The following is a 23831-nucleotide window of genomic DNA, read 5'->3' as shown; positions in this document are numbered from 1 at the left end:
CGTGAAGGGTGGGGTGGAGATGGCCAGCACTGCTGGGAATCGCAAGTGGGGTCTCGGGCGTGCTTGGACGTTGAAGGTCGTGGTGCTGGCGCTCGTCGCGGCACTCAACGCGCTGGTGGGACCGGCGCTGCTGGGCGGGCCGTCACCGGCCAACGCCGCGGACCCGTGCGGTCCGTCGGGCAACAAGGTGGCGTGCGAGAACTCCAAGCCCGGCACCGATCCGGAGATCTGGGACATCAACGCTGCGGGTGACTCCTCCATCCAGGGATTCGCCACCGACATCTCGGTCAACATCGGCCAGCGCGTCGACTTCAAGATCAAGACCGATGCCTCGGCCTACACGATCGACATCTACCGCACCGGGTGGTACCAGGGCCTCGGCGCCCGCAAGATCACGTCGGTGACGCCGAGTGCGTCGCTGCCGCAGAACCAGCCCAACTGCATCACCGACGCCACCACCGAGCTCTACGACTGCGGCAACTGGGGCGTCTCGGCGTCGTGGAACGTGCCGACGACCGCCGTGTCGGGCGTCTACGTCGCCCACCTCAAGCGCAGCAACGGCGACTCGAGCCACATCACCTTCATCGTCCGCGACGACGCCAGCACCTCCGACATCGTCTTCCAGACCGCCGACACCACGTGGCACGCCTACAACACCTACGGCGGCTCCAGCTTCTACCAGGGCGGTGCCCACGGGCGTGCCTACAAGCTGAGCTACAACCGTCCGTTCCTGACCCGCGGCACTGCGGCCGGGCGCGACTTCTACTTCGGTCCCGAGTACGCCGCCGTGCGCTTCCTCGAGCGCAACGGCTACGACGTCTCCTACATGGCCGGCGTCGACACCGACCGCCGGGGCAACCTCCTCACCAACCACAAGGTCTACCTCTCCGTCGGCCACGACGAGTACTGGAGCGGCCGTCAGCGCGCCAACGTCCAGGCGGCCCGGGACGCGGGGGTCAACCTCCAGTTCCTCGCCGGCAACGAGATGTACTGGCGCACCCGCTACGAGCCCTCCGCCGACTCCTCGCGCACCCCCTACCGCACGCTCGTGTCCTACAAGGAGACCTGGGGCAACGCGAAGATCGACCCCAGCAGCGAGTGGACCGGCACGTGGCGCGACCCGCGCTTCGCCTCGCCCGCCAACGGCGGCGGGTCGCCCGAGAACGGGCTGATCGGCACCGCCTACATGGTCAACTTCAGCGACCTCGCCATGACCGTGCGGCAGGACGAGGGCAAGCTGCGGCTCTGGCGCAACACGGGCCTCGCCAGCATGACCGGCTCGTCGACGACCCTCGCGCCGCACACGGTCGGGTACGAGTCCAACGAGCCGCTGGACAACGGCTTCGGTCCACCGGGCCTGGTCAAGCTCTCCACCACCACCGGTGCGGTGCCGGAGTACCTGCGCGACTTCGGCAACACGGTGAACCCCGGCTCGACCAAGCACCACCTGACGCTCTACAAGGCTCCGAGCGGGGCACTGGTCTTCAGCGCGGGCACCGTGCAGTGGAGCTACGGGCTCGACGCCGAGCACGACTCGGAGTACCCCGACAACGTCGCCGACTCCCGCATGCAGCAGGCCCAGGTCAACCTGCTCGCCGACATGGGTGTGCAGCCGACGACGCTGATGGCCGGGCTCGCCGCAGCCACGAAGTCGACGGACACCGCCGGTCCCACCGTCACGATCTCCACGCCGGCAGCCGACGCGGCGCAGAAGAACGGTGACGTCGTCACCGTCACGGGCACCGCCGCCGACGCAGCGGGCCGGGTGGCCGGGGTGGAGGTCTCCTCCGACGGCGGCGCCACCTGGAAGGCCGCGACCGGCACCACGTCCTGGACCGCGAGCTTCGTGCAGAAGGGACGCGGCAACAGCGCCGTGATGGTGCGCGCCATCGACGACAGCGCCAACATCGGCACCCCGGCCACCCGCAGCTTCTCGGTGACGTGCCCCTGCAGCATCCTGGGCAACGTCACGCCGCCCGTCCCCGACACCGACGACAACGTCGGCGTGGAGCTGGGCCTGCGCTTCACGCCGGTCGTCGACGGCTTCGCGACGGGCGTGCGGTTCTACAAGGGTGCGGGCAACACCGGCACGCACGTCGGCTCGCTGTGGGGTCCCAACGGGCAGCGCCTGGCCCAGGTGACCTTCGCCAACGAGACCGCGACCGGCTGGCAGACGGCCACCTTCGCGGAGGCCGTCCCGCTGACCGCCGGCGCCAACTACACGGTCTCCTACACCGCTCCGCGGGGTCACTACGCCTCGGAGTCGTGGGCGTTCGTCTACCGCGGCATCGACACCGGCGCCATGCAGGTCGCGGGTGGGTGGGGCGCCCAGCCCCCCGGGGTGTTCGGCGGTGCCGGGACGATGCCGTCCTCGAGCTACCAGTGGGCCAACTACTTCGTCGACGTGACCTTCTCGGCCACCGACGACTCACCGCTCATCGGCATGAGCCACTCGCCCGCGCCCGGGTCGAGCGCCATCCCGGCCACGACGACGGTCTCGGCCCGCTTCTCCAAGCCGATGGCGGCCGGCACGCCCGGCATCACCCTGGTCGACTCCAACGGCGCCACCATCGCCGGCACGCGGTCCTACGACGCGACCACGCGCACGATCACCTTCACGCCGAGCGCGCCGCTGGCGTCGTACGTCCGCCACACCGCGACGCTGTCGGGCACGGACACGCTGGGCAACCCGATCGCCTCAGGTGCTACCTGGTCGTTCACGACCGCGAAGCCGCCGAACCCGCCCGGGGTCTGCCCCTGCTCGCTGTTCAGCGACGAGACCACGCCCACGATCCTCGAGATCAACGACGGCGTGCCATTGACGCTGGGCACGAGGTTCAGCTCCGACGTGAAGGGCGTCGTCACCGGCGTCCGCTTCTACAAGTCGCCGGGCAACACCGGTGCCCACGTGGGGTCGCTGTGGAACCAGAACGGCGTCGAGCTGGCGTCCGGGACGTTCACCAACGAGTCGGCCAGCGGATGGCAGCAGCTGAACTTCTCCACCCCGGTCCCGATCGCGAAGAACACGCCCTACACGGTGGCCTACCGCTCCACGACGGGGCGCTACTCGGCGACGCTCAACGCGTTCTCCGAGCGTGACCTGTCCTGGGCCCCGCTGCGGGTGGGCTCGACGGCGGGCGCCTACACCTATGCCCCCGGCTTCCCTGCCGGCCAGTCCAGCACCAACTACATGGTCGACGTGGTCTTCGAGAAGACGCCGCCGAGCATCGCGATCACGTCGCAGTCGCCCGCCCCGGGCGCCCTCGACGTCCCGCGGGGCAGCAAGGTCGTCGTCGACCTGTCCGACCAGGTCGAGCCCGGCTGGTCGCTGGCGGTCGACGCGGGCGGCGCCGTCGCGGGCAACGCGGTCCTGTCCGCCGACCGGCAGCGGATCACCTGGACGCCGTCGGCGCTGATGCCGGCCGGGGCGGACGTCACCGTCACCCTCGCCGGGGTGACCACGGCGGACGGCGCCGTCCTCGGCACGCAGACCTGGACGTTCCGCACCAGGTCGGCCGAGACGCTGCAGAACCAGACGCTGCTCGGTGACGTCGTGCCCGACACGGCCGCCGCCGACGACGGCGCGCCGCTGGAGCTCGGCATGGCCTTCACCCCGTCGCGCAACGGCACGATCAAGGCGATCCGGTTCTTCAAGGGCGTCGGCAACAACGGCACCCACACCGGCTCGATCTGGTCGGCCGGCGGATCCCGCCTGGCGACCGTCACCTTCACCAACGAGACGGCCACCGGCTGGCAGTCCGCGACGCTCGCGCAACCGCTCGAGGTCACGGCTGGCACGACCTACGTCGTCTCCTACTTCGCGCCGCAGGGCCACTACTCGGTGACGTCGGGCTTCTTCAGCAGCCCGCTGACCCGGGGTGACCTGACGGCGCCGGCGACCAACAACGGCCGCTACGGCTACTCCTCCACGGGTGGCTTCCCGGCCTACACCTTCGGTGCGGCCAACTACTTCGTCGACGTGCTGTTCGAGCGTGCTGCTCCCTCCCTCACGGTCGAGGGCAGGACACCGCAGTCCGGAGCCGGCCAGGTCTCGGTCACGGCCAAGCCGTCGCTGACCGTGTCCGCCCCGCTCGCCACGGGCTGGTCGATGAGCCTCTCCCACGGCAGCACGCCGGTCGCCGGCACGGCCGCGCTGTCGGGCGACGGACGCACTGTCACCTTCACGCCCGCCTCGCCGCTGGCGGCCGACACCGGCTACACCGTGGAGGTCTCGGGGCTGGCCTCCACCGAGGGGGCGAGCCTGGCGACGCAGACGTGGTCGTTCACCACGGGCTTCGACGACGCGGGCACCACGTCGCTCTTCGCGGACGTCACCCCAAACACCGCGGCGGCGGACGACACGTCCCCGATCGAGCTCGGGACCCGGTTCACGCCCTCGCAGGACGGCACCGTCACGGCGGTCCGGTTCTACAAAGGGGCCGGCAACACCGGCACGCACGTCGGATCGCTGTGGACCGCGGGCGGCAGCCGGCTCGGTCAGGTCACCTTCTCCAACGAGACGGCGACCGGCTGGCAGACCGCGACGTTCGCGACGCCGATCGCGGTGACGGCAGGAACGACGTACGTCGTCTCCTACTACGCACCCGTCGGTCGCTACGCGGCCTCGCCCGGCTACTTCGCGACGCCCCGGACCGTCGGTCCGCTCACGGCTCCGTCCGGGAGCAACGGCGTCTACCGCTACGGCGCCGGGGGCGGCTTCCCGGCCGGTTCCTACAACTCGACCAACTACTTCGTCGACGTGGTCTTCCGCTCGGCCTCGCCGTGATCCGGGCCCGGGGCGGCTGACGGGTTGGACAAGGGGGCAGACATCGACGCAGCAGGGGGTGCGGGCGTGGGGACGCAGCACGGAGACGAGACCGACCACGGAGGACTGGCGCGCACCGCGGCCGGGGCCTTCGGCTGGAGCTTCCTCAACGCGGCGCTGTCCCGGCTGGGCACGCTCCTCGTCGGTGTGCTCATGGCCCGGATCCTGGGGCCGGGAGAGTTCGGCACCTTCGCCGTGGCGATGGTGGCACTGCTCGCCGTCCTGAGCTTCAACGAGCTCGGCGTCAGCCTCGCCGTCGTGCGCTGGGAGCGCGACCCGGAGTCGGTGCTGGGCACGGTCAACGCGATCTCGACCGCCGGCAGCGTCCTGCTCTTCTGCGCGATGTACGCCACCGCCGAGCCCGTGGCCAGCCTGCTCGGGGCCCCCGACGCGGCCGGGATCATCCGGCTGATGTCGGTGTCGGTGGTGTTCAGCGGCATGGTCGCGGGTCCGGCCGCGCTCCTGCAGCGCCGCTTCCAGCAGCGGCGGCGCCTGGTGATCGACCAGGCCGTCACCTGGTCGGGCACCGCGTTGTCCCTGGGTCTGGCCCTCGGCGGGTTCGGGGCCTGGAGCCTGGCGTGGGGTCGGGTCGCGGCGACGCTGATCGGGGTCGCCCTCTTCGTCCACGCCACCCGGCCCTACCGACTGCACGTCGACCGGGCGCTGGTGGTGCCGCTGCTGCGCTTCGGACTCCCGCTGGCGGGCGCCAGCATCGTCGTCTTCGCGGTCGCCTACGTCGAGCAGGTCGCGGTCGGTGCCACCCTCGGCGCCACCGCGCTCGGCTACTTCGTGCTGGCCTTCAACCTCGCCTCGTGGCCGCTCAACATGTTCTCCCAGCCGCTGCGCAGCGTCGCCCCGGCCGTGTTCTCACGGCTGCAGGGTGACCCCCGGCGCCTCGGCGACTCGTTCACGACCCTGCTCCGGGTCGTCGCCGTGGTGACCCTGCCGGTCTGCCTGGTCGGCGCCGCGGTGGCCGACGACGTCATCCGCTTCGTCTACGGCGCGGAGTGGGCACCGGCGGCGGACGTCTTCGCCGTCCTGGTGCTGGTCACGGCCGCGCGCATCTTCGTCGAGCTGTCCTACGACCTCCTGGTCGTGCTGAGGCGCACGGGCCGCCTGCTCGCGGTGCAGCTGCTCTGGCTCGCGGTCCTGGCCCCGACGGTCCTGCTCGCCGCCCGCGAGCGCGGCGTGGTCGGCGTCGCCGTCGCGGAGCTCGTCGTCGTGGCCGTCGTGGTCGTGCCGTGCTACCTCGTCATGCTCCGCGGCTGCGGGCTGCGCATCGCACCCCTGGGTGCCGCGGTCGTGGTCCCGCTCCTCGTCGCCGCGGTCGGCGCGGGCGCAGCGGCGCTCGTCGCGCGGGAGCTGTCCTCGCCCCTGCTGGCGACCCTCGCCGGTGGCCTCATCTGCCTGGCAGCCATCGGGTGCATCCTGGCGCTGCGCCCCCACCAGCTGCGCCAGCTGCGAGACCTGCGGTCGGGGGCCGCGGTCGCCGACGCACCGTCGTCCCCGCAGGACCCCGTCATCGAGGCGGCCCAGGCATGAACGAGATGAACGACCCGAGCGACGTCCAGCGCCTCGACGACAACTGGGCGGTCCTCGACCGGCTCGTCAAGCGCGCGGAGGCCCTCGCCCGCCGCGGCCGCAGCGAGCGGGCGGCCGTGGCCGCGACGACGGCCGCGACCTTCGCGTGGTGCAACCCGAGCGGGGTCTTCGCGAGCGGCCCTCTCGAGGACGTGCTCGGGCGGCTCGGCTCCTCCCTGCCCGGCCCGGGCGGTCCCGCGCCGGCGCGTCCCGCGGCTGCCCGTCCCCGGGTGCTCCATGTGGCGAGCCAGCTCTACGGCACCGGGGGCCACACGCAGATGCTGGCCAGCTGGCTGCGGCTCGACGGGGCCCGCGAGCACCACGTCTGCGTCACCGGGCAGGAGGGACGCGACGTCCCCGACAAGATCAGCCGGGTGCTCGACGGCCCCGGCGGCCTGACCCTCCTCGACGACGGCCGCCCGCACCTTCTCGACCGGGCCGCCCGGCTGCGCGAGCTGGCCCTCGAGCACGACCAGGTGGTGCTCCACGTCCACCCCAACGACGTCGTCCCGGCCATCGCGCTAGCGCTGCCGCCGGGGGAGCGCCCCGAGGTGGTGCTGGTCAACCACGCCGACCACGTGTTCTGGCTCGGCGTCCACGTCGCCGACCGCGTGGTCAACCTGCGCAGCAGCGGGGCCAGGCTCAACGTCGAGCGCCGCGGCATCCCCGAGGCGCGCAACACCCTGCTCGTGCGGCCCCTCGTGATGCGGGACCGCCGGCTGACCCGGGCCGCGGCCCGCGCCGAGCTCGGCATGCCGGCGGACGCCCTCGTGGTGGCCAGCGCGGCCGACACCTACAAGTACGGCGCCGCCACCGGCGAGTCGCTCCTCGACGTGCTGCTCCCGGTCGTGCGCGAGCACCCCGAGGCGCGGCTGCACGTCGCCGGGCCGGCCCCCGACGGCGACTGGTCGGTCCTGGCCGAGGAGGACCTGGGGCGCGCCTGGGGCCTGCTGCCGGACGTCCACACGCTGCTCGAGGCCGCCGACGTCTACGTCGACTCCTACCCCTTCTCGTCCCTCACCTCCATGCTCGAGGCGGCGTGGCTGGACACGCCCGTGCTGACCCTGCGGTCCCCGGACGAGCGCCTGGGGGTGCTGGGTGCGGACACCCCCGAGCTCGACGACGACCTGGTGGTCGCCGGATCGGGACCGGAGCTGGCGGCCGAGGTGGGTCGGCTCCTGGCCGACGACGACGCGCGGCACCGGCTTGGTGCCAGCACCGGCGCGGCCGTGCGTCGCTTCCACGCCGACGGGGCGTGGGCCGAGCAGGTCGGCAAGGTGCTCGACGCACCGCCGGCCTCCGGTCCGGCGTCGGACCCCAACACTGCCGTGCGCGCGACCGGGCCGCTCGACCAGCGGCTGCTGCAGGTGATGGGCAACGGCGTCGGGCAGGGCCTCGCCGGCACGTTGGACGTCGTGTCGCCGCTCCTGTCGTGGCCGCGGCGGGTCGAGACCGCGGCGCGGCTGCTGCGCGCGGGACGGGTGCGTCCGGCCCTGCTGCTGCCCGGAGGCGTCGTACGCCGGCTCCGGCGGTCGCGCGCCTAGCCCCGCCCGCTCGACGGCACCGCGGCGCTCGCACGGGTGAGGCGACGCATCGCGCCGGCGATGCCGATGAAGAGGAAGAAGCACCCGGCCGTCTGCGGGAAGGCGAACGCGTCGAAGAACGCCAGGCCGCACGCCCCGGCCGCGACCGACGCGAGCACCGCCTGGGTGTACTGCACGTGCTCCTCCCGCCCGGCGTCGTGCCCGGCGGCCCGGCCGGCGTCCTGCTCGGCCTGGAGGACCCCGCGCGCACCACGGGCGCTGACCAGGCCCGCGACAATCAGGGTGAGCAGCGCCAGGAGGCCCAGGAGGCCGGACTCGATCGTCATGCCGAGATAGGCGTTGTCGAGGATCCAGTACTTCGGGAGGAACGTGCCGAAGCCCTTGCCGACCCAGGGCGAGCTGGAGATGAAGGCGCCGGCGATGTCGTAGCTGCCGGTGCGCGAGGCGATGCTGGGGTCCTCGCCGGCGTTGGAGAACAGCCCCTGGATCGAGCCGAGCAGGCCCGGCACCATCACGTACATCACCGCGCTGACGACGCTGAGGAAGGCGAGCGCCCGCAGGCGCCGGCGCAGGTCCCACGACATGGCGAGCACGATCATGCCGGCCAGCGCGCAGAGGTAGGCCGAGCGGGACATGGAGAAGAAGATCGAGGCGATCATCGCGACGAGCATCGCGCGGAAGAGCCACCGGTAGCGCGACTGCACCGACGCGCACACGGTGACGAGCGGGAGGGTCATGCCGAGCACGACGCCGTACTCGATCGGGCTCATCGACGTCCCGCTCGGTCTGATGCGCCCGGACCGGGTGCCGAGGGTCCACCCCTCGGTGCCCGCGGTGAGCCCGGGGATACGGATCCGGTCGACGAAGAGCTCGCCGGTGACGTACTGCGCCAGGCCGAGCAGCGCGACGAGTCCCGCCGCGAAGGCGAGGCGCCGCAGGACGACCACGAGCCGGTCGTAGCCGCTGATGCCGTCGCAGGCGAGCAGCACGACCCCGGCGAGGCTCAGCAGGCGCAGCAGGCCCGAGTCGGCGGTGCTGATCTCGTCACCGGGCAGGGGGCCTGCCATGGCGTGCGCGTAGACGACCAGCATGGCCACGACCAGCCCGAGCATCGCCGCCCGCACCGGGTGGGATCGGCCGTCGGAGCGCTCGGACCGTCGCACGGTGTGCCACGCCCAGTAGAGGAAGATCCCGATGCCGAACAGGGTGGCCGGGCTGCCGGCGCTGCCCAGGGCGCTGACGACCATCGGGGAGGGGATGAACCACAGCAGGCACACGTAGGCGGTCAGGAGCGCCGCGGCGTCGACCCCGCCGCTGCGGGCGATGCCGGTCCCGGCCTCCTCCTGGACCGCGAGGGTCACGACGCCTCGCCGCGCTGGTCCCGTCGCCCGCGGCGCTTCAGCAGTCGTGCCGTCACCTCGACCGGCGCACCCCGGTCGGGGTCAGGGTCGGGGTCGCGTCCGCCGGGGGCCGGGTCGTCGGCGTGCACCGGGTGCAGGGACACCGGGGCGGGCGGCCCGGCGGCGTCCTCGACGACGAGGTCCTCCGGGTCGGGGTCGCGGCGGCCGGCGAGCCACCCGTCGACCAGGGCGATCAGGAGCAGGCCCATGCCGCCGAGCGCGGCCATCGTCATCAGTGCCGCCCGGATCATCGCCTTCGTCGTCGCGGCCGGGGCCTCGTCGCGGGTCAGCACGACGGACGTGACGCGCTGCGCTGCCGGCAGGTCCAGTCCGGACTGCAGCTTCTCGAGCTCGACCGGGACCCGGTCGATCAGCGAGGACAGCGCCTCGGTGGCCACGTCGGGCGCGGCGGCCTCGACGGTGAACAGGATGATCGGCGCGCTGTTGGTGTAGTCCGGGACGATCTCGAACGTCGTGCCGGCCGGGTAGGCCTCACCGAACTCGTCGCCCACCTTCTTCGACGTCAGGGCTCGTACGACGACGTCGCGGGCCTGTCCGACCCCACCGAGCGAGAGGTAGGGGTTCTCCTCCGACATCTCGCCGGTGGGTCCCTCGACCTGCGAGGGCGGGAAGACCAGGACGGTGCCCGTCGCCTCGTAGGTCTCGCCGGTGCGTTGCGCGACCAGGAACGTCGCGCCGACGGTCAGCACCGCCAGCGCGAGCACGAGGTACCAGCGGCGGCGCAGCGACCGCCACATGACCCGCATCTCCACGACAGCTCTCCTTCCGGTGCTCGGGGCGTTCTCAACCGCCGGTGCGGCGGGAGTCGATGAAGTCGGTGAGCGTGCCCACGCTCTCGAACACCTCGCCGGTGAAGTCCTCGTCCTCGATGACGATGTCGAAGCGGTCCTCGAGGGCGGCCGCGAGCTCCACGACGCCCAGCGAGTCGAGCTCGGGCAGCTCGCCGAAGAGCCGGGTTTCGCGGGTGATCGCTCCCGCCCGGTCCTCGATGCCGAGGGTGCGGGTGAGCACCTCGACCACTCCGGGGAGGGAGTCGGCGTGCGTGCCGGTGAGGATCTCTGCGGGCTGGGTCATACGAGGACCTCCGATGGTGAGGGGTGGCCGAGGAATGCGGTGGGACTGGCGGTGAGGCCGTAGGCGCCCGCCTGGAAGACGACGACGAGGTCCCCGACCTCGGTGTCGGGCAGGGCGACCTCGTCGCCGAGCAGGTCGAGCGGCGTGCACAGGCAGCCGACGACGGTGACCGGCCCGGTGGGCTCGTCCAGGGCCCGGGTGGCGAGGGCCAGCGGGTAGTTGCGCCGGATGACCTGGCCGAAGTTGCCCGAGGCGGCCAGCTGGTGGTGCATGCCACCGTCGACCACGGCGTAGCTGCGCCCGCGCGACTCCTTCACGTCGACGACGCGGGTGACGTAGACACCCGCCTCGCCCACCAGGAACCGCCCGAGCTCCACGACGACGGTCGCGTCCGGCAGCGCCGGGGAGAGCCGACCGTCGACGAGCTCGGTGAGCCGCCGGCCGACGGCGTCGAGGTCGAGGCGCTCGTCCTTCTCGAAGTAGGGGATGCCGAAGCCGCCGCCCAGGTTGACGTACTCCACGGTGCCGGGCACGTGCTCGGCCAGCTCGAGGACGAGGTCGACGGTGCGCTCCTGCGCCTCGCCGAGGATCGCCGCGCTGAGGTTCTGTGACCCCGCGAAGACGTGGAAGCCGACGACGTCGACGTCGTGCTCGCTCACCTCGCCGAGCAGTGACGGGACGGCCTCGGCATCGATGCCGAACTGCTGCGGCCCACCGCCCATCCGCATGCCCGAGCCCTTGACCGCGAACGGCGGGTTCACGCGTACGGCGGCGCGCGGCCGCAGGGCGAGCTCCTTGCCGGTGCGCACGAGGCGTTGCAGCTCGGTGCGCGACTCGACCTCGACCGTCACGCCCGCGGCCACCGCCCGACGCAGCTCGGCGTCGGTCTTGCCGGGTCCGGCGAAGCTGATCGCGGCCGGGTCCTGCCCCGTGTCGAGCGCGACGGCGAGCTCGCCGGCGGAGGCGACGTCGAGGTGGTCCACGAGTCCTGCGAGGTGCTGGACGACGGCGGGCATCGGGTTGGCCTTCACGGCGTAGCCGAGCTTCATCCGATCCGGCAGCGCGGCCTTCACCGCTGCCACCCGTGCGGAGATCATCGCGCGGTCGTAGGCGAAGAACGGCGTCGCCCCGACGCGCTCGGCGAGGCGGTCGACCGGTACGCCACCCACCAGGAGCGTCCCGCCGGCCGTGCCGTGGGCGTCCACGTGATCACTGGTCCTCATGCGGTCAGCTCCTCGCGCAGCAGGACGCGGTCGAACTTTCCGTTGGGGGAGCGGGGCAGCTCGGAGCGGACCACGATCTCCGCCGGCACCATGTAGCGGGGCAGCTGCCGGCGGAAGACCGCGAGCAGCGCCTCGGGCTCGAAGTCGTCCGCGGCAGGGCTGACCACGACCACGACGCGGTGACCGAGGGCCTCGTCGGGCAGACCGAGGGCCGCGGCGTCGCGGACCAGGCCGCTGTCGTAGGCGACCTCCTCGATCTCGGTCGGGCTCACCCGGTAGCCCGACGTCTTGATCATGTCGTCGGTGCGGCCGACGAAGTAGAGGAATCCCTCCTCGTCGGCGACGACCCGGTCGCCCGACCACACGGCCAGCTCGGGTGCCCGCCAGTCGTGGCCACCCGGGATCGGGCGGAACCGCTCGGCGGTGCGCTCGGCATCGCCCCAGTAGCCCTGGGCGACGAGCGCTCCTCGGTGGACGAGCTCGCCCTCCTCACCGGGCGCGCACGGCGTGCCGTCGGGCTGCAGGACCAGGATCTCGGCGTTGGGGATGGCCTTGCCGATCGAGTCGGGCCGCCGGTCGACCTGTGCCGGGTCGAGGTAGGTCGAGCGGAACGCCTCGGTCAGGCCGTACATCAGGAACGGGCTCGCCTGCGGGAAGATCTCGCGCAGCCGGGTGAGGGTCGAGCGGGGCATCCGGCCGCCGGTGTTGGCGAAGTAGCGCAATGACGCCGTGGCCTCGGGCGGCCAGTCGGCGGCGGCGAGCTGGATCCAGAGCGGCGGCACGCAGGTGAGCCCGGTGACGCCGTGGCGCGCGCACAGACGTACGACGTCGCGGGCCAGGAGGTAGTTCACGAGCACGACGTGGGCCCCCGAGGCGAACGCGGTCGTCACCTGGCTCAGCCCGGCGTCGAAGCTGAGCGGCAGCGCGGCCAGGATGACGTCGTCCCCGTCGTTGGCGAGGTAGCTCGAGACGCTCTCGGCGCCGACGAGCAGGTTGCGGTGGGACAGCACGACGCCCTTCGGGCGGCCGGTGCTGCCGGAGGTGTAGAGGATCGCAGCGGTGTCGACGTCGACCGCCCGGCTCGGGGGCGGTGGCTCGGTGACGTCGCCCAGGAGGGTCGGCAGGTCGTGGACGCGCACCTCGTCCTCGTCGGGCACCTCGTCCGGGTCGGCGTCGACGAGCAGCACGTGCGCTAGCTCGCGACAGCCCTTGGCGTCGTCGCGGACCGACTCCCAGCGCTGGCGGGTCGTGATGAGCACCCGCACGTCGCAGTCGCCGAGGATGTAGGCCACCTGGGACCCCTTGAGCGCGGGGTTGACCGGCACGAACACGGCGGCGGCCACCGAGGCGCCGAAGATCCCGCCGACGGTCTCGGGTCGCTTGTCGAGGTAGACCGCCACGCGGTCCCCGCGCCCGACGCCCAGGCCGGCCAGCACGGCGCCCGTGCGCCAGGCCTGGTCCCAGGCCGAGGCGTAGTCGAGCGTCGTCTCCTGGTGGCTCAGGGCCGGGCGGTCGCCGAAGCGGACGGCGCCCTCCTCGAGCAGGTGGTGCAGGTGCGTCCGCATCGTCGTCATTGCCCCCTCGTTCCGGTGCCGGAGCCGCCCCCCGGCGACCGGCTGGGGCGACGTCCTACCCACGCGTCGTCCCCGGGCACCACGCTACGGACGGGCCGCCCCGGCTTGGGCCGCGTCGGGGCGGAGTACCGGATTTGGGGTAGCGAGGTCGAGCCACGCCGGTCCGCGGGGGGCACGCAGCAGGTCGGGACGCACCAGCACGCGCACGGCGGCGCGCGCGATCGCGTCCCCCCGGACCGCCCGGCTCGACTCGCGCAGGACGAGGGCCACCCAGTAGGCAGCGGTCCGCGGCCGCGAGGACAACCGTGAGAAGAGCCGCAAGCGGTTGGCCGTGAGCAGCGCCCACAGGCGCGGCGAGGTGCCCGAGTCGCCCTCGAGGTGGACGGCGCCCGCGTCCGCGACGTAGCGGACGCCGAAGCCGAGCGCCCCGGCTCGCAGGTGGAACTCCGTCTCCTCGGAGTAGAGGAAGTAGGACTCGTCCCACGGCCCGCAGGCGTCCAGGCAGGCGCGGCTGACCAGCTGCGTCGAGCCCTCGGCCCAGTCCGGGGACGCGTCGCCCGCGTAGGGCGCGGGGTCGCTCACGACCTCCCCCGTCAGGGACCAGCGGCCGGCCAGGGTGGCACCGACGAGCGCGTCGGCGAAGGCCCGCAGGAGGGTCGGCCGGCGCCGCATCGAGTGGATGAGCGCACCGTCGCCGTCGGTGAGCCGCGGCACCGCGATCCCGGTACCCGGCTGGTCCAGCGCGGCCAGCAGCGTGGGCAGGCAGCCCGGGCTCAGCCGTACGTCGGGGTTGAGCACCAGCACCGCCGGCGCGTCCGGGGTGGCCGCCAGGGCGGCGTTGACCCCGGCCGCGTAGCCCGCGTTGCGGCCGGTCTGCACGACCATGGCGTCGGGGCACAGGCGCCGCGCCACGGCGACCGTGTCGTCGCTCGAGTCGTTGTCCACCACGACGAGGTGCCAGGGCACGTCACCGGCGCCGGCGGGCAGCGACTCCACCAGTCCGGGGAGCACGTCGGCGCTGTTCCAGGTCACCACCGCGACCGTCACCGGGGTGGTCATGCGAGCACCTCCGTGCGCGTACGACGGCGCACGAGGGCCCGCCTGCCAGCCGCGGCAACCGGAGCGGCGCCGGGGGCCGGGGCCGGACGGCGCCGCGGACGCCAGCGCTCGAGCCAGAAGACGAGGGCCGCGGTGAGCATGACACCCGTGAGCCCGGTGGCCGCGAGGGCCCGGGACCGGCTGCCGGCCATGGGGTAGACGATGGGGTCCTCCGACGACGGGACGGCGAGGGCACGCAGGTTGGTCGGCACGCCCAGCTCGTCCTGTCGCTGCTCGAGCAGCTCCGCGACGCGGGCCGACGTCTCCGTCGCCAGCGCCTGCACCTCCTCGGGCGTCGCTGCCGCCACCTGCACGTCGAGGTAGTTGGCCGAGAACAGGGGTCGCCACTGCGTGCCCAGGTTGGGCACCCGGACCTGGACGCCTGCCCGTTCGCCCATGCCGACCATCGTGGCGTCCACGTCGCCGGTCAGCAGCGGCGGATGACCCTCGTTGAGGTCGGTGGAGATGACCCCGACGAGGGGCTGCAGCCCGTAGCGCGGGTGCTCGAGCACGTTGCTGTGCTCCTCGCCCGACGGCCCGACGATCACGATGTTGTACTGCGTGAAGAACACCGGGGCCTGCCGCTGCACGACGGCGAACGCCCCGACCGTGAGCGCGGCGCCGAGCACCACGACGTACCAGCGGCGCAGTGCGGCAGCGAGGAGGTCCCGGGCGGTCAACCGATCTCCTGGACCGGCTCGACCAGCTGCGGCGGCAGGTGGAGGTAGGCCGTGGTCTTGCGCTTCTGGTCGATGTCGCCGTAGACCCGCTCGACCTGGGCCGTCGTCAGGCCGGTGGCCTCCGCGACCTGCTCGATCGGGGCGCCGGTGTTCTTGCCGTGCAGGCACAGGTCCATCAGGTTCCAGGGCAGCGAGAAGTAGAACTCCTCCTGCGACTGCGGCAGTGAGTAGGTGTCGGTCGTCGACGGACGGGTCCGGATCTCCTCGGGTACGCCGAGGAACTCCGCCAGGGCGTAGACCTGGGTCTTGTAGAGGTGGGCGATCGGCTTCACGTCGGCCGCCCCGTCACCGAGCTTCACGAAGAACCCCTGGTCGTACTCCAGGCGGTTGGGCGTGCCCGTGACGACGTAGTTGAGCCGGTCGGCGTGGTAGTACTCCATCATCCGGCGGGCCCGCTGCTTGAAGTTCGTCGCCGCCACGATGCCGAGGTAGGACTCGGTCGTCAGCCGGTGGCGGGTCGTGGTCCCGTCGGGCGCCTGCACGACGACGGAGTAGAGCCGCAGGCTCTCCGACTCCACGACGCTCGGCAGCACGATCTTGGACTTGTGGTCGGGACCGTAGTCGGGGCACACCATGCGGATCGCGTCGTCGCGGCGCTCGTAGCAGCGGGCGGCCTCGAGCACCGGGGTGATGTCCTCCACGACCGAGTCGATGCCCAGCGAGTCGGAGACGAGCGTGCTGAACGCCAGCGTGTCCTCGGCGGAGTCCCGCTCGGGCATGTGGAGGCCGAAGACCCGGTCCTTGCCGATCGCGGCGACGCACAGCGCGGCGACCACGCTGGAGTCGATCCCACCCGACAGCGCGACGGTCGCTCCCTTGCGGCGGGCACGGGTCAGGTAGCCGCGGAGCGAGGCGCTGATCCGGGCGACCTCCGCCTCCACGTCGATCGCGAGCACGTCGGTGTGGCTCGGGCTGGCGCTCTGGACGGTGGTCATGCCGTGCTCCTCACGTGCTGGACCCGGTCGATGACGGTCATCGGCGCGGGTGGTGCGGCGTCGCTCGCGGTGCCCCCGTCGACGACCAGCTGCTGGTGCAGCAGCTGGGTCGAGAGGACCGCGAGCAGGCGCATGTTGTCGGTGTTGCCGGCCCGTACGCCGCCGGTGCGGGCTGCCTTCGCGAGCAGTCCGGCCACCGGGCGTGGGGCGAAGACGCCGGCGTCGGCGAGGGCCGCGGGCGAGGTGACGTCGGTGAGCCACTCCGGCGGCGGGCCGCTGAAGAAGCTGGCGGTGTCGGGGGAGCGGTAGGGCTGCTTGGGCCTGGCGCGGATCTGCTCGGGGACCAGGTCCGCGAAGGCGATCTTGAGCAGGTGCTTCTCGTCGAGGCCGCACAGCTTGTGGCGTGCGGGCAGGCGGTTGGCGAGCTCGATGACGTCCTTGTCGAGGAACGGGAACCGTCCCTCCACCGAGCTGGCCATCAGCATCCGGTCGCCCTGGCTGGACAGGATGTAGCCCGGCAGCAGGGTGGTCATCTCGAGCCACTGGGCGCGCGACAGCGGGTCCCAGGCGTCGCTGCCGGCCGGCATCCGGGTGACCACGTCCGGGCCGCGGTCGAGCTCGGCCCTCACGTCGGGGGACAGCAGCGCCTTGACGGCGCTCGTGGAGGCCCACCGCGGGCGGTGCGAGATCGCAGGGTCCCCGGCGTCGAGGTCCTGGCCGAAGAAGCTGCGTGCGAACGCCGGGGCGGTGCCGGGGTTGCGCTCCATCCACGGGTAGAGCAGCTCGACGGCGCGGTCGCGGGTGGCCGAGCCCGGGTCGCGGGCCCAGAACGCGCGGACCCGGCCCTCGCGGAAGATGTCGTAGCCACCGAGCACCTCGTCCGCGCCCTCGCCCGTCACGACGACCTTGTAGCCGTTGTCGCGCACGAGCCGCGACAGGAGGAGGAGCGGCGCCGGCGCGGTCCGCAGCACCGGCGTCTCGGTGTGCCGCACCACCTCGGGGAAGACCTCGGCGACGTCGGCGGGGGAGACCATCACCTCCTCGTGCCGGGCGCCGAGCTCGGCCACCATCTTGTGCTGGTGGACGCCCTCGTCGTACTCGGCGTCGGTGAACCGCAGCGAGAAGGTGTGCAGTGGTGCGTCGGTGTACCTCGCGATCACGGCCGCGGTGATCGAGGAGTCGATGCCACCGGAGAGGTAGGCGCCGACGGGCACGTCGCTGCGCACGAAGCGCAGCCGGGCCGCCTCGACGAGGCGCTCGCGCAGCTCGGCGGCGTTGGCCTCGATGTCCTGCTCCGGCTCGGCGCCCCGGTCGGGGAAGTCGACGCTGAAGTAGGGGTGGCGTCGGAAGCCGTCGCGGTCCAGCACGGCGACGTACCCCGGCTCGAGCTGCTCGATGCCGCGGAAGATCGTGCGCGGCGCCACCGTCGACCAGTAGGTCAGCACCTCGTCGAGCCCGGTGGGGTCGAGGGCGCGCGGGACCGCGGGGTCGGCCATCAGTGCCTTGACCTCGGAGGCGAAGGCGAGCCGTCGGCTGTCACGGGTGTAGAAGAGCGGACGCACGCCCATCCGGTCGCGCGACAGCACGAGCCGCCGCTCGCGGGAGTCCCACAGGGCCACCGCCCACTGCCCGTTGAATCGGGTGAAGCACTGCTCGCCCCACTCCTCCCAGGCGTGCACGATGACCTCGGTGTCGCTGGCGGTGCGGAAGCGGTGCCCGCAGCGGCGCAGCTCCTCCCCGAGCTCGACGTAGTTGAAGATCTCGCCGTTGAAGGAGATCCACACCGTCTCGTCCTCGTTGCACAGCGGCTGGGCGCCGCCCTCGGTGTCGATGATGGCCAGCCGGGTGTGCCCGAGCGCGGCGTGGTTGTCGCGGTAGAGGCCGCTGCCGTCCGGACCGCGGTGGCGCAGCCTCCCGATCATCCGGGTCACGAGCTCCCGGTCCGGCGGCGGGCCGTCGATGACCACGACGCCGCAGATGCCGCACATCAGGCGGTCCCGCCGGCCTGGGCGAGGACCGCACGCATGCCCTCGGCGGTGCCGAGCAGGTCGGGATCGATCTGCTCCTCGCGCAGCACGACGTGGAAGACGTCCTCGAGGAAGATCGCGGCCTTGACCGCCTCCAGGTGCCGGTCGCCGTGCGGGTCGCGCAGGCGCGCGTACTCCGCGAGGGCGCGGTCCACGTGGGCGTCGTCGGCCCGCGCGGGCGTGTCGTCGGGTTCTGGTCCTGGCTCGGGGACTGGCTCGGGGACTGGCTCGGGCGCGACCGCCTCGGGCGTCCGCGCCGGGCGCCGTACGCGGTAGTTGAGCATCGAGGAGTTGTCGTAGTCGGAGGCGATCACGCGGCCCGGGTTGCCGGCCACGAGGGAACGAGGGGGGACGTCGCGCGAGACGACGCTGCCTGCGGAGATGGTCGCACCGTCCCCGATCGTCACGTCGCCGGTGATCGTCGCCCCGGGCCCGATCCACACGTCGTCGCCGAGCCGGGGCACGCCGTGGTCGCCCGAGGCGACCCGCTGCCCGATCGTGACGTTGTGGTGCAGCACGCAGTTGTCACCGATGGTGACCGGCCCGATGAACACCCCCGTGTGGTGCATCAGGAACAGCCCCGGGCCGATCTCCGCGCGGTGGTCGATGTCGGCGTGGTGGACGTTCATCACGCGCCTGCGCCAGACGGCGGCGAAGACGCGGGCCGGCAGGCCGGCCACCCGGTGCTCCGCCTGGTAGCGCCGCGCGGCGCGGTCGAAGCGGTAGCAGGCGACGACCCGGAAGTCGGCGTTCCAGAACCACAGGCGCAGGCGCTGCGCCGGCCCTCGCCGGCCCTCGGCCGCGATCGTGTAGTACTTGTCGACGTCCGTCCGGAATGGACGGAGGTCCGGGTCCTCGACCCGGTCGCGCATGTCCCCCATGAATGGTCCCCCGAAGCGCAGGGCCTCAGCCCACGGGCTGGCCGGCCAGGGTCTTGCCGGCGACGAACCGGGTGAGGCCTCCGATGCTCCCGAGGTTGTCGAAGACCGTCTCGGACTCGCCGACGACGATCCCGAAGTGGTCCTCGAGGAACTCGATGAGCTCGAGGACGCCCGTGGAGTCCACGATGCCCTCCTCGAGCAGTGACGCCTCGTCCCCGGGCAACCGGTCGTGGTCGCCGAAGAGGTAGTTGTCGCCGATGAACTCGCGCAGCTCGTTCCTGATCTGGTCGTGCATGTGTGCCTCCCCTGGCCGATTCGCGGGCCGCACACCCCCGTCGACCCACCCCTGAGTGTGAGAGAGGCCCGGGCCCTCGGAGACGCGCGGCGGGCACGCTCCCCAATAGTGGTGACGGGCCCGGCCAGGCAGCCTCGGAGCGTGCGCGGTCCCTAGTGTCGGAGCCTGGCCGTGGGGACGGCCCTGACGGAGGAGTCGTGAGGATGGGCGGCAGCGCGTACGTGTCGGGCACGGTCGGCACGGGCACCGACATCGTGTCGGTGTCCCGGATCGCCGCCCTGGTGCGGACCGCCGGCGACCGGTTCCTCCAGCGCTGGTTCACCGAGGACGAGATCGCCTACTGCACCTCGCGCGCCCGCCCGGAGCTGCACCTCGCCGCGCGCATGGCCGCCAAGGAGGCGGTGCTCAAGGCCCTGCGCCCCACGGGCGACGCCCCGCTGGCGTGGCGCTCGATCGAGATCGGCCGTGACGCCGACGGGGCACCCAGCGTGCGGCTCGACGGCGGCGTGCGTGCCCTGGCCCAGCGGCGCGGCGCTGGGCCGATCCACGTGTCGCTGTCCCACTGCGACGAGTACGCGGTGGCGGTGGCGGTCGCCGACGCCCTACGTAGCTGAGCGCAGGGACGCCTCGCCCCGTCGCCTCGGTTCAGCCGCGGGACAGGCTCGCGCCCAGCGGGACCGCCTGCGGGCGCGTCCACTCCGCGGGCCGCTGCCGGGCGGACTGCCCGCGCACGAGCCAGACCTCGTCCCACTGCACGCCGGCGAGCCAGTCGCGACCGCTGACCTCCGGGCCGAGGTCGGCGAGGTCACCCACTGCCAGCCCGGTGACCAGGACGTGCGGGGCCCGATCGAGCGAGCGCAACGCCTCGCGCAGGTGCTGCGGCGCGACGGCGGACATCACCACCGGGCGGCCGTCGCGCTCGATCGTGACGGAGGCGCCCGCCTCGGCTGCGAAGCCGCCGCGGCGGTCGGCGTTGAGGAGGTAGAGCGGTTCCGCTGGCGAGTAGCCGAGGAGGTCCACCTCGTGGGCGATGTCGGCGAGCACGACCTGGACGCCGATCTCCGACCGCACGCGGGCCGCGATCCGCGACTGCTGCAGCCACCGGCGCCGCCAGCCGTGGTCGCGGATGAGCGGGAGGTTGCCCCAGTCCCGGGCGCCGGGGTCGACCGTTCCGCACGTGGTGTGGATCGGGACCAGTGCCGGGTAGAGGTCGCCGACGTGGCGATGCGCCTCGTCGAGGCGCGCCAGGTTGGTCGTCATGCTGTTGTGGGTGATGGCGGTGTCGACGGCACCCGCGAGGCGCCCCGCCGCCCGGACCCGCAACGAGTACTCCACGGCGTACGCGTGCCAGGCGAGCTCAGGGTCCTCGCTGAGGGGCTCGCGGAGCAGGTCGTCGCGGCGGGCGATGAGCAGCACCTCGTCGAGGGTGTCGACGGCCGCAGGCTCGGGCGCGGACTCCCCGATGAGGATGACGCGATCGCGCAGCCGGCCCACGGACCTGCCGTCGGCGTCGACGCCGTTGGCGCCGAGGATGCCCCACCGCTCGTCCTCGAGCGCAGCGGCGCAGGCGGCCAGCCGGTCCAGGTCGTGCAGGTAGACGTCCTGGTGCACGAGGACCACGACGTCGTGGCTGGCCTGCCTGACCGCGTGGTTGAGCGCCGCACCCGCGGACGTGTGGGCGTGCTCGGTGTTGTCCACCGGCAGGTACTCCACCTCCACCGGGCCGTCGTACGCCGCGATCGAGCGGTCGAGGCAGTGCCGCCTGACGGCAGGGTCGTTGTACACGCATGCGATCGTCATCCCCACGGCGCGAGTCGACCACGCGTCTGCTGCCCGCGCCGGACCGTGCGCCGCGACATCCCCCGGTTGGGGTACGCGCCTGCTCGGCACGCGGCGCGATGATGGGGGTCGCCGAGAGTCGACGGTGGTCGACGGGGGAAGGGGCGCCGATGGCACGCACGTGGTCGCGCACGGCACTGGTTGCTGCCGTCGTCCTGCTCGTGGGCGTCCTCGCCGTGGTCGCCGTACGGCTGCTCGACGAGGAACCCTCCGCCGCGGACGCGGGCGACGACGCCACGACGAGCGACGCGCCGGAACCGGTCGGCAAGAACCGCTCCACGCCCGACGCCCATCCCGACGCGGACAGCACCGGCGTCCCGTCCGGCACCGAGCTCGTCCCCTACGCAGGGCCCTGCACGCTCGTCGAGACCGCAGTGCTGTCGGGGGTCGACGCGACCGGGGTGTGCCCGGCGATCGTGGTGCAGGCACCGGGGGTGCGGATCGAGGCGTCGCGCGTGCCGCGGGTGGAGTCCACGGCCACCCAGGTCGACCCTACGTACTCGGTCGAGGTGGTCGACTCAGAGGTCGTCGCCGGGAAGTGGATCGGCGGCGCGGTGTGGGGCAGCAACCTCACGGTCCGGCGCAGCGAGGTCACCGGCGGGCAGCACAGCGTGCACTGCGGCAGCCGCTGCCTGGTCGAGGACTCGTGGCTGCACGACCAGTTCAACCCGAAGGGCGAAGCCGCCCACAACAACGCCTTCATCTCCAACGGCGGCACCGACATGGTCGTGCGGCACAACACGCTGCACTGCACCGCCGAGCTCAACGCCACGGGCGGTGGCTGCACCGCCGACCTCTCGCTCTTCGGCGACTTCGAGCCGATCCGCGACGTGCGGGTCGAGGACAACCTCCTCAAGGCCAACGACTCCTCGGCCTCCTACTGCGCCTACGGCGGCCACGCCCCGGGCAAGCCGTTCCCCGACGCCACGGGCGTCGTCTTCAACGGCAACGTGTTCGAGCGCGGTGCCAACGGGACGTGCGGCGTCTACGGCCCGATCACCTCCTTCGACGCGACGGCCTCGGGCAACGCCTGGCGTGACAACACCTGGGACGACGGCAGCGAGCTCGTGCCCGAGTGAGGGCGGCTCGCCCGTCGCCCACCAGTGGTCGAGGTTCGATGAAGTCGCGTCACGGCGTCCATCGACACATCGCTTCGACGGTCGGGTTCACCTCGCTCGTGCCAGGTACGAGCGAGGTCCAACCTAGGCGCAGGCGGCTGCTGGTCGGGGAGGGACGGTGTCCCGTCACGAGACCCCGTCCGGGAGTGTCGCTTCGAGCACCGTCCCTTCGAGGTCCGTCCACAGCCGCTGGGAACGGGTGCCGTTGTCGGCGACCAGCAGTATAATCGAACACATGAGCGAAGCGCTGGTTGACCGGGTAGCAGGTGAGGTGGACGACCTCACCGCCGCCGGCCTGCTCGCGCTCGCGCGAAACCGCAAGGCGGCCGAGGAGCGGGCTGCCGCAGACCTGCTGGAGGTCGCGGCCCGGTGGGCTGACCTGCACCCGCCGGAGTCGATCCACGACGCCGCGTCGTTCAGTGCGGCGGGGTGGGAGCACGAGGAGCCCATCGCGGGTGAGGGATGCCCGTTGGTGGCGGAGTTCTGTGTTGCGGAGCTCGGCGGCGTCCTCGGGATGTCGTCGACCGGGGCGAAGAGGCTCATCGGTCACGCGTTGGAGCTGCGTCACCGCCTGCCCCGGCTGTGGGCCCAGGTCCAGGCCGGGCGGGTTCCGGCGTGGAAGGCGCGGGCGGTGGCCGAGACCACGATCCACTCCTCACCCGCCCTGACGCGCGAGGCCGCTGGCTTTGTGGACGCGCAGGTCGCCGCGGTCGCCGGTCGGGTCGGGCCGGCGCAGCTCGACCGGCTGGTCGCGGAGGCGATCAAGCGCTACGACCTCGCCACCGTGGACCCGGCTGCGGATCCGGAGGACGGCTACCTCCACGTCGACCCCCGTCACGTCACGATCGACACCCAGGACGTGCACTTCGCCGGCACGATGCGCATCGAGGCCGATGTCGACATCGCTGACGCCCTCGACCTCGACCGTGCGGTGGCGCGCGGCGCCGAGATGCAGAAGGTCCTCGGGTCCGCACTGCCCCTTGATGCTCGACGGGCCAAGGCCCTCGGCGACCTCGCCAGGACGCAGACCGCCCTCGACCTCGCCGGAACCGGAACCGACCCCCAGCGGCTGCCCGCGGCGCGGGAGGTCGTGCTCCACGCGCACTTCGATGCCGGCTTCTCCGGCGACACCACCGTCTTCGGGCCCACCGGCCGGTTGGAGGAGGGCCAGCGGCTCGTCCTGCTCGAGCAGGTGCAGGAATGGTGCGGCGACTCCGGCACCAAGGTCACGATCAAGCCGGTCATTGACCTCAACACCCAGCTGGCCACCGATGCCTATGCCGTGCCGGACCGGATCCGCGAGCAGGTCGTCCTCCGCGATCGCACCTGCGTGTTCCCGTGGTGCACCCGCCCCGCCCGACGCTGCGACATCGACCACGTCATCCCGTACGACCCCGACGCCGCAGCCGAGGGCAGAACCCAGCCCGGGCCCACCCGGAGCGACAACCTCGCCTGCCTGTGCAGGTTCCACCACCGGCTCAAGACGCACTCGCCCTGGCGCTACGAGATGGTCGCGCCCGGGGCGTTCGAGTGGACCAGTCCCCACGGGCACCGCTACCGCCGCGACCACACCGGCACCAGCGCGATCGACCCACCAGATGACCCGCCCGGCATCCCGCGTCCACGCCGACGATGACCCCGCCCCGCACCCCGCCC

The 23831-nt window shown here is 72.6% G+C and carries 18 protein-coding genes; 6 read left to right on the top strand and 12 right to left on the bottom strand.

The features are described 5' to 3' along the window. Window positions 1–19: 19 nt before the first annotated feature. The 3 genes from HOO61_RS00245 (at window position 20) to HOO61_RS00235 (ending at window position 7950) form a co-directional block, all read left to right on the top strand. A complete protein-coding gene (locus HOO61_RS00245; protein ID WP_172255831.1) occupies window positions 20–4786 on the top strand; it encodes a DUF4082 domain-containing protein in 4767 nt (1588 codons plus the stop codon). Window positions 4787–4852: 66 nt separating this feature from the next. Further along, complete coding sequence (locus HOO61_RS00240; RefSeq protein ID WP_172255829.1) at window positions 4853–6367, top strand: oligosaccharide flippase family protein; 1515 nt, start codon at window positions 4853–4855, stop codon at window positions 6365–6367. Continuing rightward, window positions 6364–7950, top strand: a complete 1587-nt coding sequence (locus tag HOO61_RS00235; RefSeq protein ID WP_172255827.1) for a hypothetical protein — start codon at window positions 6364–6366, stop codon at window positions 7948–7950. The genes HOO61_RS00240 and HOO61_RS00235 overlap by 4 nt, the downstream gene beginning before the upstream one ends. On the opposite strand, the gene HOO61_RS24700 is transcribed toward HOO61_RS00235, so the two are convergent. From HOO61_RS24700 to HOO61_RS00180, 11 genes are all read right to left on the bottom strand, one after another. Next, complete coding sequence (locus HOO61_RS24700) at window positions 7947–9311, bottom strand: O-antigen ligase family protein (protein ID WP_172255825.1); 1365 nt, start codon at window positions 9309–9311, stop codon at window positions 7947–7949. The genes HOO61_RS00235 and HOO61_RS24700 overlap by 4 nt on opposite strands. Continuing rightward, complete coding sequence (locus HOO61_RS00225; protein ID WP_172255822.1) at window positions 9308–10123, bottom strand: hypothetical protein; 816 nt, start codon at window positions 10121–10123, stop codon at window positions 9308–9310. Before HOO61_RS00225 ends, HOO61_RS24700 begins: the two co-directional genes overlap by 4 nt. A gap of 31 nt (window positions 10124–10154) precedes the next feature. Then, window positions 10155–10445, bottom strand: coding sequence for an acyl carrier protein (locus tag HOO61_RS00220; protein ID WP_172255819.1), 291 nt, complete (start codon window positions 10443–10445; stop codon window positions 10155–10157). Further along, window positions 10442–11668 carry a pyridoxal-dependent decarboxylase, exosortase A system-associated gene (locus HOO61_RS00215; protein WP_172255816.1) on the bottom strand — a complete coding sequence of 409 codons (1227 nt, stop codon included), beginning with the start codon at window positions 11666–11668 and terminating at the stop codon, window positions 10442–10444. Before HOO61_RS00215 ends, HOO61_RS00220 begins: the two co-directional genes overlap by 4 nt. After that, on the bottom strand, window positions 11665–13242 hold the full coding sequence (locus HOO61_RS00210) for an acyl-CoA ligase (AMP-forming), exosortase A system-associated (RefSeq protein ID WP_216658494.1): 1578 nt from the start codon (window positions 13240–13242) through the stop codon (window positions 11665–11667). Before HOO61_RS00210 ends, HOO61_RS00215 begins: the two co-directional genes overlap by 4 nt. A gap of 84 nt (window positions 13243–13326) precedes the next feature. Continuing rightward, entirely contained in the window at window positions 13327–14301 is a 975-nt protein-coding gene (locus HOO61_RS00205) for a glycosyltransferase (protein WP_172255813.1), read from the bottom strand. Then, window positions 14298–15020: a hypothetical protein gene (locus tag HOO61_RS00200; RefSeq protein ID WP_172255810.1), complete on the bottom strand. Its 723-nt coding sequence runs from the start codon at window positions 15018–15020 to the stop codon at window positions 14298–14300. The genes HOO61_RS00205 and HOO61_RS00200 overlap by 4 nt, the downstream gene beginning before the upstream one ends. Beyond that, window positions 15017–16015, bottom strand: coding sequence for an NAD(+) synthase (gene nadE / locus HOO61_RS00195; RefSeq protein ID WP_172255807.1), 999 nt, complete (start codon window positions 16013–16015; stop codon window positions 15017–15019). Before nadE ends, HOO61_RS00200 begins: the two co-directional genes overlap by 4 nt. Next, a complete protein-coding gene (gene asnB, locus HOO61_RS00190) occupies window positions 16012–18003 on the bottom strand; it encodes an asparagine synthase (glutamine-hydrolyzing) (protein ID WP_172255804.1) in 1992 nt (663 codons plus the stop codon). Before asnB ends, nadE begins: the two co-directional genes overlap by 4 nt. Then, the gene (locus tag HOO61_RS24395) at window positions 18003–18923 is read right to left on the bottom strand and encodes a serine O-acetyltransferase (protein WP_301538936.1); all 921 of its coding nucleotides are present in this window, start codon (window positions 18921–18923) and stop codon (window positions 18003–18005) included. Before HOO61_RS24395 ends, asnB begins: the two co-directional genes overlap by 1 nt. Before the next feature lie 25 nt (window positions 18924–18948). After that, window positions 18949–19218, bottom strand: coding sequence for an acyl carrier protein (locus tag HOO61_RS00180; RefSeq protein WP_172255801.1), 270 nt, complete (start codon window positions 19216–19218; stop codon window positions 18949–18951). A gap of 203 nt (window positions 19219–19421) precedes the next feature. On the opposite strand from HOO61_RS00180, the gene acpS reads away from it, so the two are divergent. Next, window positions 19422–19832: a holo-ACP synthase gene (acpS, locus tag HOO61_RS00175; protein ID WP_172255798.1), complete on the top strand. Its 411-nt coding sequence runs from the start codon at window positions 19422–19424 to the stop codon at window positions 19830–19832. Window positions 19833–19863: 31 nt separating this feature from the next. Here the strand turns inward: acpS and HOO61_RS00170 are convergent, their stop codons facing one another. Further along, window positions 19864–21003 (bottom strand): glycosyltransferase, encoded by a 1140-nt coding sequence (locus tag HOO61_RS00170; RefSeq protein WP_172255795.1) that lies wholly within the window; start codon window positions 21001–21003, stop codon window positions 19864–19866. A 164-nt stretch (window positions 21004–21167) separates the two neighbouring features. On the opposite strand from HOO61_RS00170, the gene HOO61_RS00165 reads away from it, so the two are divergent. Further along, a complete protein-coding gene (locus HOO61_RS00165; RefSeq protein WP_172255792.1) occupies window positions 21168–22136 on the top strand; it encodes a hypothetical protein in 969 nt (322 codons plus the stop codon). Between the two features lie 274 nt (window positions 22137–22410). After that, window positions 22411–23811, top strand: coding sequence for an HNH endonuclease signature motif containing protein (locus HOO61_RS00160; RefSeq protein WP_172255789.1), 1401 nt, complete (start codon window positions 22411–22413; stop codon window positions 23809–23811). The last annotated feature ends 20 nt before the right edge of the window (window positions 23812–23831 follow it).

Source organism: Nocardioides sp. zg-1230 (assembly GCF_013155335.1).
Lineage (GTDB): Bacteria > Actinomycetota > Actinomycetes > Propionibacteriales > Nocardioidaceae > Nocardioides.
The sequence above is the reverse complement of the archived record's forward strand: the minus strand, read 5'-3'. Positions and strand labels throughout refer to the sequence as shown.

Excerpts from the sequence above, each read along its gene's own strand:
- HOO61_RS00245 (WP_172255831.1), top strand. The coding sequence starts at position 20 with ATGGCCAGCACTGCTGGGAATCGCAAGTGGGGTCTCGGGCGTGCTTGG.
- acpS (WP_172255798.1), top strand. The coding sequence starts at position 19,422 with ATGGGCGGCAGCGCGTACGTGTCGGGCACGGTCGGCACGGGCACCGAC.
- HOO61_RS00220 (WP_172255819.1), bottom strand. The coding sequence starts at position 10,445 with ATGACCCAGCCCGCAGAGATCCTCACCGGCACGCACGCCGACTCCCTC.
- HOO61_RS00210 (WP_216658494.1), bottom strand. The coding sequence starts at position 13,242 with ATGACGACGATGCGGACGCACCTGCACCACCTGCTCGAGGAGGGCGCC.
- HOO61_RS00215 (WP_172255816.1), bottom strand. The coding sequence starts at position 11,668 with ATGAGGACCAGTGATCACGTGGACGCCCACGGCACGGCCGGCGGGACG.
- HOO61_RS00160 (WP_172255789.1), top strand. The coding sequence starts at position 22,411 with ATGAGCGAAGCGCTGGTTGACCGGGTAGCAGGTGAGGTGGACGACCTC.
- HOO61_RS00205 (WP_172255813.1), bottom strand. The coding sequence starts at position 14,301 with ATGACCACCCCGGTGACGGTCGCGGTGGTGACCTGGAACAGCGCCGAC.
- HOO61_RS00180 (WP_172255801.1), bottom strand. The coding sequence starts at position 19,218 with ATGCACGACCAGATCAGGAACGAGCTGCGCGAGTTCATCGGCGACAAC.
- asnB (WP_172255804.1), bottom strand. The coding sequence starts at position 18,003 with ATGTGCGGCATCTGCGGCGTCGTGGTCATCGACGGCCCGCCGCCGGAC.
- nadE (WP_172255807.1), bottom strand. The coding sequence starts at position 16,015 with ATGACCACCGTCCAGAGCGCCAGCCCGAGCCACACCGACGTGCTCGCG.
- HOO61_RS00165 (WP_172255792.1), top strand. The coding sequence starts at position 21,168 with ATGGCACGCACGTGGTCGCGCACGGCACTGGTTGCTGCCGTCGTCCTG.
- HOO61_RS00235 (WP_172255827.1), top strand. The coding sequence starts at position 6,364 with ATGAACGAGATGAACGACCCGAGCGACGTCCAGCGCCTCGACGACAAC.
- HOO61_RS24395 (WP_301538936.1), bottom strand. The coding sequence starts at position 18,923 with ATGGGGGACATGCGCGACCGGGTCGAGGACCCGGACCTCCGTCCATTC.